Origin of the sequence: Bradyrhizobium lupini (assembly GCF_040939785.1) — a bacterium.
Lineage (GTDB): Bacteria > Pseudomonadota > Alphaproteobacteria > Rhizobiales > Xanthobacteraceae > Bradyrhizobium > Bradyrhizobium canariense_D.
In genome coordinates, this window is the sequence record NZ_CP162553.1 from 7330947 (window position 1) to 7344831 (window position 13885).

General features: G+C 64.4%; 14 protein-coding genes. 11 read left to right on the plus strand and 3 right to left on the minus strand.

Annotated features, from left to right (window positions below; translation table 11 throughout):
- Positions 1 to 179 precede the first annotated feature (179 nt).
- The gene (locus tag AB3L03_RS35290) at positions 180 to 2573 is read right to left on the minus strand and encodes a transglycosylase SLT domain-containing protein (protein ID WP_368509113.1); all 2394 of its coding nucleotides are present in this window, start codon (positions 2571 to 2573) and stop codon (positions 180 to 182) included.
- Between the two features lie 294 nt (positions 2574 to 2867).
- Here AB3L03_RS35290 and dapA point away from each other — a divergent pair, with 294 nt between their 5' ends.
- The 4 genes from dapA to AB3L03_RS35310 are packed head-to-tail and all read left to right on the plus strand — an operon-like array spanning position 2868 to position 5358.
- Positions 2868 to 3758 carry a 4-hydroxy-tetrahydrodipicolinate synthase gene (dapA, locus tag AB3L03_RS35295; RefSeq protein ID WP_368507955.1) on the plus strand — a complete coding sequence of 297 codons (891 nt, stop codon included), beginning with the start codon at positions 2868 to 2870 and terminating at the stop codon, positions 3756 to 3758.
- A 25-nt stretch (positions 3759 to 3783) separates the two neighbouring features.
- Entirely contained in the window at positions 3784 to 4227 is a 444-nt protein-coding gene (gene mscL / locus AB3L03_RS35300) for a large conductance mechanosensitive channel protein MscL (RefSeq protein WP_085351428.1), read from the plus strand.
- Positions 4228 to 4286: 59 nt separating this feature from the next.
- The gene (smpB, locus tag AB3L03_RS35305; RefSeq protein ID WP_368507956.1) at positions 4287 to 4760 is read left to right on the plus strand and encodes an SsrA-binding protein SmpB; all 474 of its coding nucleotides are present in this window, start codon (positions 4287 to 4289) and stop codon (positions 4758 to 4760) included.
- Between the two features lie 4 nt (positions 4761 to 4764).
- A complete protein-coding gene (locus tag AB3L03_RS35310; RefSeq protein WP_317246347.1) occupies positions 4765 to 5358 on the plus strand; it encodes a peroxiredoxin in 594 nt (197 codons plus the stop codon).
- On the opposite strand, the gene AB3L03_RS35315 is transcribed toward AB3L03_RS35310, so the two are convergent.
- Positions 5355 to 6029 carry a uracil-DNA glycosylase gene (locus AB3L03_RS35315; protein WP_026233573.1) on the minus strand — a complete coding sequence of 225 codons (675 nt, stop codon included), beginning with the start codon at positions 6027 to 6029 and terminating at the stop codon, positions 5355 to 5357. The genes AB3L03_RS35310 and AB3L03_RS35315 overlap by 4 nt on opposite strands.
- Positions 6010 to 6657, minus strand: a complete 648-nt coding sequence (locus AB3L03_RS35320; protein ID WP_007603390.1) for an NYN domain-containing protein — start codon at positions 6655 to 6657, stop codon at positions 6010 to 6012. The genes AB3L03_RS35315 and AB3L03_RS35320 overlap by 20 nt, the downstream gene beginning before the upstream one ends.
- Before the next feature lie 329 nt (positions 6658 to 6986).
- Between AB3L03_RS35320 and rpoZ the strand changes: the two genes are divergently transcribed.
- The 7 genes from rpoZ to era all read left to right on the plus strand — a co-directional run bounded on the left by rpoZ (position 6987) and on the right by era (position 13880).
- Positions 6987 to 7379 (plus strand): DNA-directed RNA polymerase subunit omega, encoded by a 393-nt coding sequence (gene rpoZ, locus AB3L03_RS35325; protein WP_007603391.1) that lies wholly within the window; start codon positions 6987 to 6989, stop codon positions 7377 to 7379.
- 209 nt (positions 7380 to 7588) lie between these two features.
- Positions 7589 to 9874 carry a bifunctional (p)ppGpp synthetase/guanosine-3',5'-bis(diphosphate) 3'-pyrophosphohydrolase gene (locus AB3L03_RS35330; protein WP_026233572.1) on the plus strand — a complete coding sequence of 762 codons (2286 nt, stop codon included), beginning with the start codon at positions 7589 to 7591 and terminating at the stop codon, positions 9872 to 9874.
- 45 nt (positions 9875 to 9919) lie between these two features.
- Positions 9920 to 10672, plus strand: a complete 753-nt coding sequence (locus AB3L03_RS35335; RefSeq protein ID WP_026233571.1) for a pyridoxine 5'-phosphate synthase — start codon at positions 9920 to 9922, stop codon at positions 10670 to 10672.
- Positions 10669 to 11088, plus strand: a complete 420-nt coding sequence (gene acpS, locus AB3L03_RS35340; protein ID WP_007611179.1) for a holo-ACP synthase — start codon at positions 10669 to 10671, stop codon at positions 11086 to 11088. The genes AB3L03_RS35335 and acpS overlap by 4 nt, the downstream gene beginning before the upstream one ends.
- Before the next feature lie 248 nt (positions 11089 to 11336).
- The gene (gene lepB, locus AB3L03_RS35345) at positions 11337 to 12101 is read left to right on the plus strand and encodes a signal peptidase I (RefSeq protein WP_018458408.1); all 765 of its coding nucleotides are present in this window, start codon (positions 11337 to 11339) and stop codon (positions 12099 to 12101) included.
- Positions 12098 to 12964, plus strand: a complete 867-nt coding sequence (rnc, locus tag AB3L03_RS35350; RefSeq protein WP_085353426.1) for a ribonuclease III — start codon at positions 12098 to 12100, stop codon at positions 12962 to 12964. The genes lepB and rnc overlap by 4 nt, the downstream gene beginning before the upstream one ends.
- Positions 12954 to 13880, plus strand: coding sequence for a GTPase Era (gene era, locus AB3L03_RS35355; RefSeq protein ID WP_018458406.1), 927 nt, complete (start codon positions 12954 to 12956; stop codon positions 13878 to 13880). Before rnc ends, era begins: the two co-directional genes overlap by 11 nt.
- Positions 13881 to 13885: the final 5 nt, after the last annotated feature.

Sequence of the window (13885 nt, forward strand, 5' to 3'; positions counted from 1 at the left end):
TATTGAGGCGCGCCCGATCCGCCCTGCACGATCTTCTCGTTCAGCTTCTCACCGTACGGTCTGGAGCACTCCGGCCCATGTTGATGGCCCCGCCTCAAACGCCGGGAGCTGACCGCGTTACCCCCTCGCGCGGATACCTTGTTATCGGATCGCCGCAAGCGAGTCTCATAGGCACGCCGCTATTCCACGCTGCCGGCGCCACGGCGCAAATCAGCCTCGATCTGCAACCGGGTGCCGCCGCCGAAGCGGGCGCGGTAGACCTGAAGGTTCTCCATGATCCGCTGCACATAGTTGCGCGTCTCGGAGAACGGGATCAGCTCGACCCAGTCGACCGCGTCGACCTTGGGGTCACGCGGATCGCCGTAGCGGTCGATCCACTTCTTCACACTGCCGCGGCCGGCATTGTAAGCGGCGAAGGTCATGATGTAGGAGCCGCGATAGTCTTCGAGCAGTCCACCGAGCTCGGCCGAGCCGAGCGTGGCGTTGTAGGCCGAATCGTTCTTCAGACGCCCCAGATCGTAGGTCCCGCCGTGCCGCTTGCAGACATAGCGCGCAGCGTCCGGCGTCACCTGCATCAGCCCATAGGCCTGCGCCGGCGAGACGACCGAGGGATTGAAGGCGCTCTCCTGCCGCGCGATGGCGTAGATGATGCTGCGCTCGACCTCGGGTCCGATCGGCGTGAATTGCGGAATGCCGTTGACGGGATAGGCATAGAAATCGAACGGCAGCCCGCGATTGAGCGCGGCCTTGCCGAGCAGCAGCATGCCGCGCGCGTCGCTGTGGCGCTGGGTGAGCTCGCCGAGGCCGGCTAGCGCTTCGGGATCGCCGTTCTCGCCCATGTCGGCGAGCAACGGTATCACCATCTCGCGCTCGTCGAGCTCGTAGAGCAGCTGCGCGGCGCGCACGATCTCCAGCCGTTCGGCACCGCGGCTGCGCGGCTGAACGTTGAGCTCGATCTGCGGCAGGCCGAGCTTGGCGCGTGCGAGCTGGCCGTAATAGCTGGTGGATTGCTCGGCGGCCCGCGCGTAGGCGTTGCGCGCCTCCTGCTGGCGGCCTGCAGCTTCGGCGGCGCGGCCCTGCCAATAGCCGGCGCGCGCCAGCGTGGTCGGATTGACGCTGCCGATCCCGATGCGGGCAAAGTGCTGGGTGGCGGCCGCGGGATCGTTGAGGAAGCGCAGCGCGATCCAGCCGGCGGTGAACTCTTGCTCGGTCTTGTAGATGTCGCGCGAGGGCAGGGCCGCATCGCGCGCGATCAGATAGGCGCTGCGGAATTCCTCGGTGTCGATCATCTTGCGCGCCAGGAGGCGCCGTTCGATCCACCATTCGTCGAGATTGTAGAGCCGGCCCGGATCCTTCGGTGCCGACAGCATGAGCTGGGCGGCTTCCGCAAATTTCTCCTCGCGGCGCAGCAGCTGGATCTTGCTGAAGATGAAGCCCGGATCGCCGTGCAGCTCGCGCGGCACGGCTTCGAGCAGCGCACGAGCGTTCGGCGCTTTCTTGAGGGAGGCGATGCGGGCTTTGGCGAGTGCGACATAGCCGGCCCCGAGGCGCTTTGCAGCCCGCAATGCGGCCTCGTTCTCGCTGCCGTAGAGCAGCGTATCCATCCGCGCCTTCTGATCGCCGGGCGTCAGCAGCGCGCCGAACTGGTCGAGTGCGTTGTTTTCGGTCTCTTCCGACATCGGGTCGCTGCGCCAGGCATCGCGCACCAGACGTTCGGCGTTGGCACGGTCGCCGCGCGCCAGCATCGCCTTGGCGAGCGTGAAGCGGCCCTTGGCGGACACGGGGGATTCGTTCTCGAACCACGACCACGCGACCTGGTCGTCGCGCCTGTCGTCCCACATCGCGGCCTCCAGGCGCCGGCGCAGGAAGGTCTGCGAGGGCCAGCTCGGATTGGCGGACAGGAAGGCGCGGTAGCGCTCCACAGTCGCGGCATTGTCCTCGCTGCGAAGGATGATCCATTCCGCGAGTTTTCGCGCGACCGGATCCGAGATCGTGGCCGCGGCACTGGTGGCGTCGCCCGCCTTGCGCTTGCGCACGAGCTCGATCACGGTCTCCAGCGTGTCCTTGTCGGCTTGCGGCGTCGAGGAGGTCGCAGCAACCGCAGCCGGTGTGACCGGCTTGCGCGGGGCGGCATGCTGGCGGGTCGCCGGAGCCAGGACAGGAGCCGCGACGGGCTTGGCGGAGGCCGGGGCGGTCGGTCTGACGATGGCCGTTGCTGCCGGTGCGGGTGCGGTCTTCGGGACCGAGCCGCCCGCGGCCGGCTGAGGTTTCGGCGCGACAGCCGCAGGCTTCAGCTTGTCCTTCGCAGGTTCCTTGCCTGCGTTCTTGCCAGCATCCTTGCCAGCGTCCTTGGCAGGCTTCTTCGCGGCATCCTTGGCGGGTGGACTGGTCGCGCCCTTGCTTGCGCCCTTGGCGGCGTCCTTCGAAATGTCCTTGCCGGTTCCCTTGGACGCCCCCTTCGCGGTGTCCTTGGCGGCTGGCTTTGCGATTTCCTTCGCGGTTTCCTTCACGGTCTCCGCGGTTGTTTCATTGGATTTGGCCCAGGCGGCGCAGCCGGCCGACAGCCCTGCCATCAGGCACACGACCAGACCGGTGGATCGCCATGCGGCGCGCGGAAAGGAGATCACGGCGTTTCGTCGCCCCGAATCAGTCAATTGGCTCAAGACCTAGCTGTACAAGATCTGGCTATATTTGATTGAATATGCGGACAAAATACCAACAGCCGCTTACCTTTGCCGGGTTTGCACCACCACCGCGGCAAAATCGCGGCCTAAACCCGTGCGTCACACGGAAGCGGGTCTTTTACCGGCGGGATAGACCCGATATGAATGCGGCTTGCTCGAGATCGCCGCGTACGGAGGAAGTCCATGGCAGCCAAGACGAAATTCCGGGGATCGTTCACCGCCTTGGTCACGCCGTTCAAGAACGGCTCGCTGGACGAGGCGGCGTTCCGCTCCCTGGTCAACTGGCAGATTTCGGAGGGCACCAACGGCCTGGTCCCGGTCGGCACCACCGGCGAGAGCCCGACGCTGAGCCATGACGAGCACAAGAAGGTCGTCGAATGGTGCATCGAGGAAGCGAAAGGCCGCGTGCCTGTCGTCGCCGGCGCTGGCTCCAACTCGACCAAGGAGGCGATCGAGCTCGCCCAGCACGCTGAAAAGGCGGGCGCCAACGCGGTTCTGGTCGTGACGCCCTACTACAACAAGCCGACCCAGGAAGGCATGTACCAGCACTTCAAGGCGATCAACGACGCGATCGGGATTCCGATCATCATCTACAACATCCCGCCGCGTTCCGTGATCGACATGTCGGTCGACACCATGTCGCGGCTGTGGGAGCTGAAGAACATCGCCGGCGTCAAGGACGCCACCGCCAGCATGGTTCGCGTCTCGCAGCAGCGCGCGGCAATGGGCGAGGACTTCAACCAGCTCTCGGGCGAGGATGCGACCATCCTGGGTTACATGGCCCATGGCGGCCATGGCTGCATCTCGGTGACCTCGAACGTCGCGCCGCGGCTGTGCTCGGAGTTCCAGGCCGCCTGGGCGAAGGGCGATCATGCCACCGCGCTGAAGCTGCACGACAAGCTGATGCCGCTGCACAACAACCTCTTCATCGAGAGCAATCCGGCGCCGATCAAGTACGCGCTGTCGCTGCTCGGCAAGCTGGACGAGACGCTGCGGCTGCCGATGGTGCCGGTCACCGAGCCGACCCGCGTTGCCGTGCGCAGCGCAATGGTTCATGCCGGCCTCATCAACTGACGCGCTGGCCGATCGGGGAGCTTTCATGGCGATCGAGGAAAGAGGCACGCGGATGCTCACGGAGTTCCGCGAATTCGCCATGAAGGGCAACGTCGTTGACCTCGCGGTCGGCGTCATCATCGGTGCGGCCTTCGGCGCCATCGTGACGTCGCTGGTCGGCGACGTGATCATGCCCATCATCGGCGCAGTTACCGGCGGCCTCGACTTCTCGAACTACTTCACGCCGCTTTCGAGCAAGGTCACCGCCGCAAATCTCGCGGACGCGAAAAAGCAGGGTGCCGTCTTGGCTTGGGGCAACTTCCTCACGCTGACGATCAACTTCATCATCATTGCCTTCGTGCTGTTCCTGGTGATCCGTGCCATGAACAAGTTGAAGCGCAAGGACGAGGCGGAGCCTGCCGCTCCGCCGAAGCCGTCGGCCGAGGTCGAGCTGCTGACCGAGATCCGCGATCTCCTCAAGAAGTCTTGACGCGCGCGCTTCATCCAAACTGTTAGCGTCCTCGCGCATCTCGATCAGGTTTGTCCCCCATGGCCGACAAGAATGAACGTCCGATCAAGGTCATGGCGGAAAATCGCAAGGCCCGCTTCAACTATGCGATCGAGGATACGATCGAGGTCGGCATTGCCCTGACCGGCACCGAGGTCAAGTCGATCCGCAACGGCAAGAGCACGATCGCGGAATCCTACGCCGATTCCAAGGACGGCGAGATCTGGCTGATCAACGCCACCATTCCGGAATATCTTCAGGGCAACCGCTTCAATCACGAGCCCAAGCGGCCGCGAAAACTGCTGCTGCATCGCAAGCAGATCAACAAGCTGATGGGAGCGGTCGACCGCGAAGGCATGACGCTGATCCCGCTCAAGCTTTACTTCAACGAGCGTGGTCGCGCGAAATTGCAGCTCGCGGTTGCAAAAGGCAAGAAGCTGCACGACAAGCGCGAGTCCGAGAAGAAGCGCGAGTGGAGCCGGGAGAAGGGCCGCCTGATGCGGGCGAGGGGATAGCGGGATGACTCAGAGAAACCTGCTCGAGGTTGATTGGACCCGGATTCCCGCCCCCGCGGATGACGGCGGCGCCGCGCACCTGAAAGGCATGACGCTGCCGCCGGTCAGCCTGCTCGCCACTGACGACACGTCAGTCGCGCTGTCGGCGCTGCGTGGCCGGACCGTGGTGTTCGCCTATCCGCGCACCGGCGAGCCCGGCAAGATCGCGCTGGTCGACGATTGGGACATCATCCCGGGCGCGCGCGGCTGCACGCCGCAGACTTGCGCGTTTCGCGATCTGTTCGCCGAGCTGAAGGCCGCCGGCGCCGCGCAGGTGTTCGGCCTCTCGACCCAGAGCAACGCGTACCAGACCGAGATGGCCTCGCGGCTGCATCTGCCGTTCCCGGTGCTCTCGGACGAGAAGCTGGCGCTCACGCGCGCCCTGAATTTGCCGACCATGGAGGTTGCGGGCCTGACGCTGATCAAGCGCCTTGCGCTGATCGTCGACGACGCCAGGATCACGCATGTGTTCTATCCGGTGTTTCCGCCCGACCGGAACGCCGGCGATGTGCTGGACTGGCTGAAGGCCAATCCGGCCAAAGGCTTGTCTAGGGATTAGTCGAGGTCGGCCTTCACCTTCGCGAACACGGAGCGGAACATGTCCGGCGTCAGCACGCGGGTGTTCGTGTTGTAGCGGGAGCAGTGATAGCTGTCGTAGAGCCTGAATGCGCCGGCCTGATGCACGGCGCCGTGGCCGAAGGGGGCTTGCGATCCCTTCAGGTTCAGCGGCTTGAGCACGGTGTCGTGCGCAATGCGCCCGAGGGCGACGATCGCGCGCAGGTTCGGCATCGTTGCGAGATTCGCGGCGAGAAACTGCCGGCAGGTGTTGATCTCGACCGGCAGCGGCTTGTTCTGGGGCGGCACGCAATGCACCGCATTGGCGATCCGGCAGTCGACCAGCTTCAGGCCGTCGTCGGGACGCGCCCGATATTGGCCCTTGGCGAATCCGTATTCGAGCAGCGTGGTGTAGAGCAGGTCGCCGGCATAATCGCCGGTGAAGGGACGGCCGGTGCGGTTGGCGCCCTGCATCCCCGGCGCAAGGCCGACGATCAGCAGGCGCGCCTTGATGTCGCCGAAAGGCGCAACCGGTGCATTGTGCCACAATGGCTCGCGCGCGCGGTTCGCCTCGCGAAAGGCGACCAGGCGCGGACAGAGCGGACAGTCACGGTCGGGGACGAGGCTGAGAGGCTGGCGGCTTGACCGGGCCGCCTCACTCCTCGAAGTCGTCATCGCCCCTCGCCGGCGCCATCGTGGTTGCGCGCTGGAGGAACTGCGGAGCGTGGTGGCGCGCCTCGCGGTCGCCGCGGTCACGCGGGGCGGGGCGTTCGGACGGGTCGCGACCGAGCTTGGACTGCAGCTCGACGAGGTCGGTGAAGACGTCGGCCTGCCGGCGCAGCTCGTCGGCGATCATCGGCGGCTGGCTGGCGATCGTGGAAATCACGGTGACCCGCACGCCGCGGCGCTGAACGGCCTCGACCAGAGAGCGGAAGTCGCCGTCGCCCGAGAACAGCACCATCTGGTCGATGTGCTCGGCGAGCTCCATGGCGTTCACGGCGAGCTCGATGTCCATGTTGCCCTTGACCTTGCGGCGGCCGGAGGCGTCGATGAACTCCTTGGTCGCCTTGGTGACGACGGTGTAGCCGTTGTAGTCGAGCCAGTCGATCAGCGGCCGGATCGAGGAGTACTCCTGATCCTCGATGATCGCGGTGTAGTAGAACGCCCTAAGTAGCGTCCCGCGGCTCTGAAACTCCTTCAGCAGGCGCTTGTAATCGATGTCGAAGCCCAGAGTTTTTGCCGTCGCGTAGAGATTGGCTCCATCGATGAAGAGCGCGATCTTGTCGGTAGAGGAAGGTGACATTCAGTTTGCTCGCGTAGAGTTCGTGATTGATCGTTTATTGTTGGCGCGGCGACAGCAAGCCGCGCGCTTCTAAAGTCCCGCCGAAACCCGTCGAAACCGCAAATCCGGAGAAGTCGGGGCAATCAAGGTATAGTTATGGCCAACTTGCACATACCCGGCGCCGCCCTCGCCGGCGGCCCGGGTAACCACCCATCCCAGCGCCAATGTGGGGGTAGCAGAGCCGTTTGGCGAGGCCAAATCACAAATTGGCCTTGCGAAACCCTCCCGGTCCCTATAACTACCGGCATTCATCCACATATTTCGTCCCACCCACAACGGAGCGACAGTCGATGGCTCGCGTCACCGTAGAAGATTGTATCGACAAGGTCGACAACCGGTTTGACCTGGTCCTGCTGGCCGCCCACCGCGCCCGCATGATTTCGTCTGGTTCACAACTAACGGTTGACCGTGATAACGACAAGAACCCTGTTGTGTCTTTGCGCGAAATTGCTGAGACCACCATTTCGCCGGAGGACCTCCGCGAGGAGCTGGTGCACTCGCTGCAGAAGTTCGTCGAGGTCGACGAGCCCGAGCCTGACACTGTGCCGCTGATCGGTTCCGCCGGTGCAAGCGTGGATGCAGACGATACCGAAGTCGCCGTTGAGCGCATGACGGAAGAAGAGCTCCTGAAGGGTCTCGAAGGCCTCGCGCCGCCCGAGGAGCAACCCGAGGAAGACGAGTAAATCGTCCCGTCGCGCTCATCGACTTCTTTGTGATCTGATCAAAGGCCCGAACCGTTGTTCGGGCCTTTGCTTTTGTTGGCGTTTTCGTGGTTACCATAGCGTCGTCGGTTCGCGCCTGTCCCTGTCACTGAATTGATCGGACACGCGCGCGATCGGAGCTAAGATGTATACAACGGGCTCTGTCGTGGTCCGTTTGAAGGCAGGACGGCATGGTATATCGACGCCGCACACCAACGCAGATGCAGGCCGCAACCGAATCGGTTGCCGTGGCCCCGACTGCGCCGGTGGCGCGCCCGGCGAAGCCTCGCGCACGCATGATGCGTCAATATGACCTCGTCGAGCGCGTCAGGTCCTACAATCCCAACACCGACGAAGATCTGCTGAACCGCGCCTATGTCTACGCCATGAAGGCGCACGGCTCGCAGACCCGCGCCTCGGGCGACCCGTACTTCTCCCATCCGCTCGAAGTGGCGGCGATTCTCACCGACCTGAAACTCGACGACGCCACCATCGTGGCTGCGCTGCTCCACGACACGATCGAGGACACCGAAGCGACGCGGGCCGAGATCGACCAGATCTTCGGGCCCGAGATCGGCGCGCTGGTCGAAGGGCTGACCAAGCTGAAGCGGCTGGAGCTGGTGTCGCGGGAGGCCAAACAGGCCGAGAATCTGCGCAAATTGTTGCTGGCCATTGCCGACGACGTCCGCGTGCTCCTGGTGAAGCTCGCCGATCGCCTGCACAACATGCGCACGCTGGACTTCGTGCCGACGGAATCGCGACGGCGCATTGCCGAGGAGACGCTCGATATCTATGCGCCGCTGGCCGGGCGCATGGGCATGCAGGAAATGCGCGAGGAGCTGGAGGACCTGTCGTTCCGGACCCTCGACCCGGAAGCCTATTCGGTGGTGATGCAGCGGCTCGATGCGCTGGCGGAGCGCAACCGCAATCTGATCGGCGAAATCGAGGACCAGCTCTCCAACAATCTGCGCCACCGGGGCTTGGGCGCGCGGGTCTATGGCCGCCGCAAGAAGCCATTCTCGATCTGGACCAAGATGGAGCGGAAGTCGGTCGGCTTCGAGCAATTGTCCGACATCTTCGGCTTCCGCGTCGTCGTCAACGACATCGAGGCCTGCTACCGCGCGCTCGGCATCGTCCACACGAACTGGCCGGTCGTGCCCGGGCGGTTCAAGGACTACATCTCGACGCCGAAGCAGAACGACTATCGCTCGATCCACACCACCGTGATCGGCCCCGGCAACCAGCGCGTCGAGTTGCAAATCCGCACCGAGGCGATGGACCAGATCGCCGAGCGCGGCATCGCCGCGCACGTGTTCTACAAGGAAGGCGTGGGCTCGCCGACCGAATTCCTCAAGCGCGAGTCCAATGCGTTCGCCTGGTTGCGCCACACCATCGGCATCCTCTCGGAGAGCGCCAACCCCGAGGAATTCCTCGAGCACACCAAGCTCGAGCTGTTCCACGACCAGGTGTTCTGCTTCACCCCAAAGGGCAAGCTGATTGCGCTGCCGCGCCATGCCAACGTGATCGACTTCGCCTATGCCGTGCATACCGACGTCGGCAACAGCGCGGTGGGCTGCAAGATCAACGGCCAGTTTGCGCCGCTGTCCTCGGAGCTCCAGAATGGCGACGAGGTCGAGGTGCTGACCTCCGAAGCGCAAGCGGCGCCGCCGTCCGCCTGGGAAACGCTCGCGGTCACCGGCAAGGCGCGCGCCGCAATCCGCCGCGCCACCAGGACTGCGGTGCGCGATCAATATGTCGGTCTCGGCCGGCGCATCGTCGAGCGCCTGTTCGAGCGCGCCAAGATCGAATATGCCGACGACAAGCTCAAGGGCGCGCTGCCGCGGCTGGCACGAACCTCGATCGAGGACGTCATGGCGGCTGTGGGACGCGGCGAGATCAAGGCCTCCCACGTCGCGCGTGCGATGTATCCCGACTACAAGGAGGAGCGCATCGCGCGCTACGGCGTCAAGAAGGGGCTTGCCGGCAAGCTCAAGGAGAAGTCGTTCGAACCGCCGCGCACCCCGGTCGCGATTCCGATCCGCGGCATCAATTCCGACCTGCCGGTGAAGTTTGCGCCGAATGGCGGCGCAGTGCCCGGCGACCGCATCGTCGGCATCGTCACGCCGGGCGAGGGCATCACCATCTACCCAATCCAGGCGCCGGCCCTGAAGGATTTCGAAGAAGAGCCGGAGCGCTGGCTCGACGTGCGCTGGGACATCGAGGACTCCGCGCCGCAGCGCTTCCCGGCCCGCATCAAGGTCGAGAATGTCAACGAACCCGGCGCGCTGGCGCAGATCGCGACCGTGATCGCCGAGCACGACGGCAACATCGACAACATCAGCATGCAGCGCCGCTCACCGGACTTCACGGAGACGACGATCGATCTCGAAGTCTACGATCTCAAGCATTTGAGCGCGATCCTGGCCCAGCTGCGCGCGAAGGCGGTCGTCGCCCGCGCCGAACGTGTTAATGGATAGACGCCTTCCGTCATGGTCCATTCCTATGATTCCGTGAGTCCTGAAATGCCTGCACCTCCGCTCCGCCTCGGCGTCAATGTCGACCATGTCGCGACCCTGCGTAACGCGCGCAGCGGCCGCAATCCCGATCCGGTGCGCGCGGCGCTGCTGGCGATCGAGGCCGGCGCCGACGGCATCACCGCTCATTTGCGCGAGGATCGCCGGCACATCCGCGACGAGGACATGGCGCGGCTGAAAGCCGAGATCTCCAAGCCGCTTAATTTCGAGATGGCGGCGACCGAGGACATGATGCGTATTTCGCTCGCCACCAGGCCGCATGCGGTGTGCCTCGTGCCGGAGCGGCGCCAGGAGGTGACGACCGAAGGCGGGCTCGACGTCGTCGGCCAGCACAATGCGCTGGCGCCTTATATCGCGCGGCTGAACGATGCCGGCATCCGGGTGTCGCTGTTCATCGCGGCCGATCCCGCCCAGATCGAGACGGCGGCGCGGCTGCGCGCACCCGTGATCGAGATCCACACCGGCGCCTGGTGCGACGCCGTCGTCGAGGGTCACGCCGACAAGGCCGAGGCCGAATGGCGGCGGATCGTGGCAGGGGCGAAGCTGGCGAAAGAAGCAGGGCTGGAGGTTCACGCCGGACACGGGCTGGACTACGCGACAGCGGAGACGATCGCCGGCTTGCCGGACATCATGGAACTCAACATCGGCTACTACATGATCGGCGAAGCCCTGTTCGTCGGTCTCGCCGAGACGGTTCGCAGCATGCGCGCGGCGATGGACCGCGGCCGGAGCCGGGCATGATCATCGGCATCGGCTCCGATCTGATCGACATCACCCGGGTCGGCAAGGTGATCGACCGCCATGGCGAGCGCTTCCTCGACCGCATCTTCACCGCGGCCGAGCGGGCCAAGGCGGAGCGGCGCGCCAAGAACGAGAAGATGGTGGTGGCAACCTACGCCAAGCGCTTCGCCGCCAAGGAGGCCTGCTCCAAGGCACTCGGCACCGGCATCAGGCGCGGCGTGTGGTGGCGCGACATGGGGGTGGTCAACCTGCCGGGAGGGCGGCCAACCATGCAATTGACGGGCGGGGCGCTGGCCCGGCTCCAGGCCCTGACGCCCGAAGGGTTCGCGGCGCAGATCGACCTGTCGATCACCGATGACTGGCCGCTGGCACAGGCCTTCGTCATCATTTCGGCCGTGCCGCTGGCCAAACCCTGACGGTGCTCCGATAATTTTATAATTCGCATTCAAAATCAAGCGCTTATGCAGTTTTGACGCGATCCTTGATTGCGTGGCCTCCGACAACCGTCTAAAAGTCCGCGGACGCAAATCAGGCTGGGCGAATTCGGCTTTACGCCGGAATTGGCCCTCATTATCAGAATCAGGACAATCTCCTTGGGCCGCGAGCGATGGGCTGTTCGCGGGAGGAGGGCGCGCTGTGACCGCCCGCCGGAATTGAGAGAGCAATGAGCGTGACTTCAGGAACGAAAACTGAGAGCGGCATCGGCGAAACGATCCGGGTCGTGATCCACGCTCTCCTGATCGCTCTGGTGATCCGAACCTTCCTGTTTCAGCCGTTCAACATCCCATCCGGCTCGATGAAGGCGACACTGCTGGTCGGCGACTATCTGTTCGTCTCGAAATATTCCTACGGCTACAGCCATTACTCGATCCCGTTCTCGCCGCCGCTGTTCTCGGGGCGGATCTGGGGCTCGGACCCGAACCGCGGCGACATCGTCGTATTCCGCCTGCCGAAGGACGATTCCACCGACTACATCAAGCGCGTGATCGGCCTGCCCGGCGACCGCATCCAGATGCGGGACGGGCTGCTCTACATCAACGACACGCCGGTCGAGCGGCAGCGCATGAGCGAATTTGTCGGCGAGGACCCCTGCGGCGCCGAAGGCAGCGGCGTCTCCCGGGTGAAGCGCTGGAAGGAAACGCTCCCGAATGGCGTGTCCTACGAGACGCTGGACTGCGCCGACAACGGCTACGTCGACAACACCAACGTCTACACCGTGCCGACCGGCCACTTCTTCATGATGGGCGACAACCGCGACAACTCCACCGACAGTCGCTTCCTCGGCCAGGTCGGCTACGTGCCGCAGGAGAATTTGATCGGGCGCGCCCAGATGATCTTCTTCTCGATCGCCGAAGGCGAGCATGCCTGGATGTTCTGGCGCTGGCCCTGGGCGGTGCGCTGGAATCGCTTCTTCAAAATCGTCCGATGAAAGACGAAGCCAAGGACATCGCGATCCTACCGACCGAGGCGCAAGCGGGCCCCGACGGCGAAGCTGCGACCAAGACTCTTGATACCAAGACCCTTGAGGTCAAGACGCCTGAGATCAAGACGCCCGCAAAGAAGAAGCGGGTGCGGAGCAGCAAGGTCAGGGGCTCGGATGCGAATGCGGGGCTCGAGGCACGCATCGGCTACAGCTTTGCCGATCCGAACCTCTTGATGCAGGGCGTCACGCATGTCTCCGCGCTGAAGTCCGGGCGCAAGCGCGGCGACAGCTATCAGCGACTGGAATTCCTCGGCGACCATGTGCTCGGGCTCGTCGTCTCCGACATGCTCTATCACGCCTTCCCGAACGCCGACGAAGGCGAGCTGTCCAAGCGACTTGCCGAACTGGTGCGCAAGGAGAGCTGCGCCGATGTCGCCAAGTCGCTCGGTCTGCTCGACGACATCAAGCTCGGCTCGGTCGGCTCCAGCGCCGACGCGCGCCTGCGCAAGAGCGTGCTCGGCGACATCTGCGAAGCCGTGATCGGCGCCGTGTTCCTAGACGGCGGCTACGCGGCAGCGGCCGATTTCGTCAAGCGCAACTGGACCGAGCGCATGCACAAGCCGCGACGTCCCTTGCGCGATCCCAAGACCGTTCTCCAGGAATGGGCACAGGGCAAGGGATTGCCGACGCCGGTTTATCGCGAGGTCGAGCGCACCGGCCCGCATCACGATCCGCAATTCCGCGTCGCGGTCGACCTGCCGGGGCTGGCACCGGCGGAAGGCATCGGCGGCAGCAAGCGCGCGGCAGAGAAAGTGGCAGCTTCAGTGATGATCGAACGTGAAGGCGTTGGCGGCGGCAATGACGGTTGAAGCAAGCGGCGAGGCGCCCACTGCCACGCGCTGCGGCTTCGTCGCGCTGATCGGCGCGCCGAATGTCGGCAAATCCACGCTGGTCAATGCGCTGGTCGGGGCCAAGGTCACGATCGTCTCGCGTAAGGTGCAGACCACGCGCGCGCTGATCCGCGGCATCGTGATCGAGAACAACGCGCAGATCATCCTGGTCGATACGCCCGGAATCTTCCTGCCCAAGCGCCGGCTCGACCGCGCCATGGTCTCGACCGCCTGGAGCGGCGCGCATGACGCCGACCTCGTCTGCGTGCTGCTGGATGCCAAGGCCGGCATCGACGAGGAAGCGGAGGCAATCCTCACCAAGGTCGCCAGCGTCAAGCACGAGAAGATTTTGGTCATCAACAAAGTCGACCTGGTCCAGCGCGAGAAGCTGCTGGCGCTGGCGCAGGCTGCCAACGAGCGCATGGCCTTCGCAAAGACGTTCATGATCGCGGCGATCTCCGGCGACGGCGTCGATGACCTCAGGCGTACACTGTCCGAGATCGTACCGCCGGGGCCGTTCCTCTATCCCGAAGACCAGATGTCGGACGCGCCGATGCGGCAGCTCGCGGCCGAGATCACGCGCGAGAAGATCTTTCGCAAACTGCACCAGGAACTGCCCTACCAGTCCACCGTCGAGACCGACAAGTGGGAAGAACGCAAGGACAAGTCGGTGCGCATCGAGCAGACGATTTTCGTCGAGCGCGAAAGCCAGCGCAAGATCGTGCTCGGCGCCGGTGGCGCCACCATCAAGTCGATCGGCGCGGACTCGCGCAAGGAGATCGGCGAGATCCTGGGCGTGCCGGTGCACCTGTTCCTGTTCGTCAAGGTGCGCGAGAACTGGAGCGACGATCCCGATCGCTACCGCGAGATGGGCCTGGAATTTCCCAAAGAATAACCAAG

Excerpts from the sequence above, each read along its gene's own strand:
- AB3L03_RS35290 (WP_368509113.1), bottom strand. The coding sequence starts at position 2,573 with ATGGCAGGGCTGTCGGCCGGCTGCGCCGCCTGGGCCAAATCCAATGAA.
- dapA (WP_368507955.1), top strand. The coding sequence starts at position 2,868 with ATGGCAGCCAAGACGAAATTCCGGGGATCGTTCACCGCCTTGGTCACG.
- mscL (WP_085351428.1), top strand. The coding sequence starts at position 3,784 with ATGGCGATCGAGGAAAGAGGCACGCGGATGCTCACGGAGTTCCGCGAA.
- smpB (WP_368507956.1), top strand. The coding sequence starts at position 4,287 with ATGGCCGACAAGAATGAACGTCCGATCAAGGTCATGGCGGAAAATCGC.
- AB3L03_RS35310 (WP_317246347.1), top strand. The coding sequence starts at position 4,765 with ATGACTCAGAGAAACCTGCTCGAGGTTGATTGGACCCGGATTCCCGCC.
- AB3L03_RS35315 (WP_026233573.1), bottom strand. The coding sequence starts at position 6,029 with ATGACGACTTCGAGGAGTGAGGCGGCCCGGTCAAGCCGCCAGCCTCTC.
- AB3L03_RS35320 (WP_007603390.1), bottom strand. The coding sequence starts at position 6,657 with ATGTCACCTTCCTCTACCGACAAGATCGCGCTCTTCATCGATGGAGCC.
- rpoZ (WP_007603391.1), top strand. The coding sequence starts at position 6,987 with ATGGCTCGCGTCACCGTAGAAGATTGTATCGACAAGGTCGACAACCGG.
- AB3L03_RS35330 (WP_026233572.1), top strand. The coding sequence starts at position 7,589 with ATGGTATATCGACGCCGCACACCAACGCAGATGCAGGCCGCAACCGAA.
- AB3L03_RS35335 (WP_026233571.1), top strand. The coding sequence starts at position 9,920 with ATGCCTGCACCTCCGCTCCGCCTCGGCGTCAATGTCGACCATGTCGCG.
- acpS (WP_007611179.1), top strand. The coding sequence starts at position 10,669 with ATGATCATCGGCATCGGCTCCGATCTGATCGACATCACCCGGGTCGGC.
- lepB (WP_018458408.1), top strand. The coding sequence starts at position 11,337 with ATGAGCGTGACTTCAGGAACGAAAACTGAGAGCGGCATCGGCGAAACG.
- rnc (WP_085353426.1), top strand. The coding sequence starts at position 12,098 with ATGAAAGACGAAGCCAAGGACATCGCGATCCTACCGACCGAGGCGCAA.
- era (WP_018458406.1), top strand. The coding sequence starts at position 12,954 with ATGACGGTTGAAGCAAGCGGCGAGGCGCCCACTGCCACGCGCTGCGGC.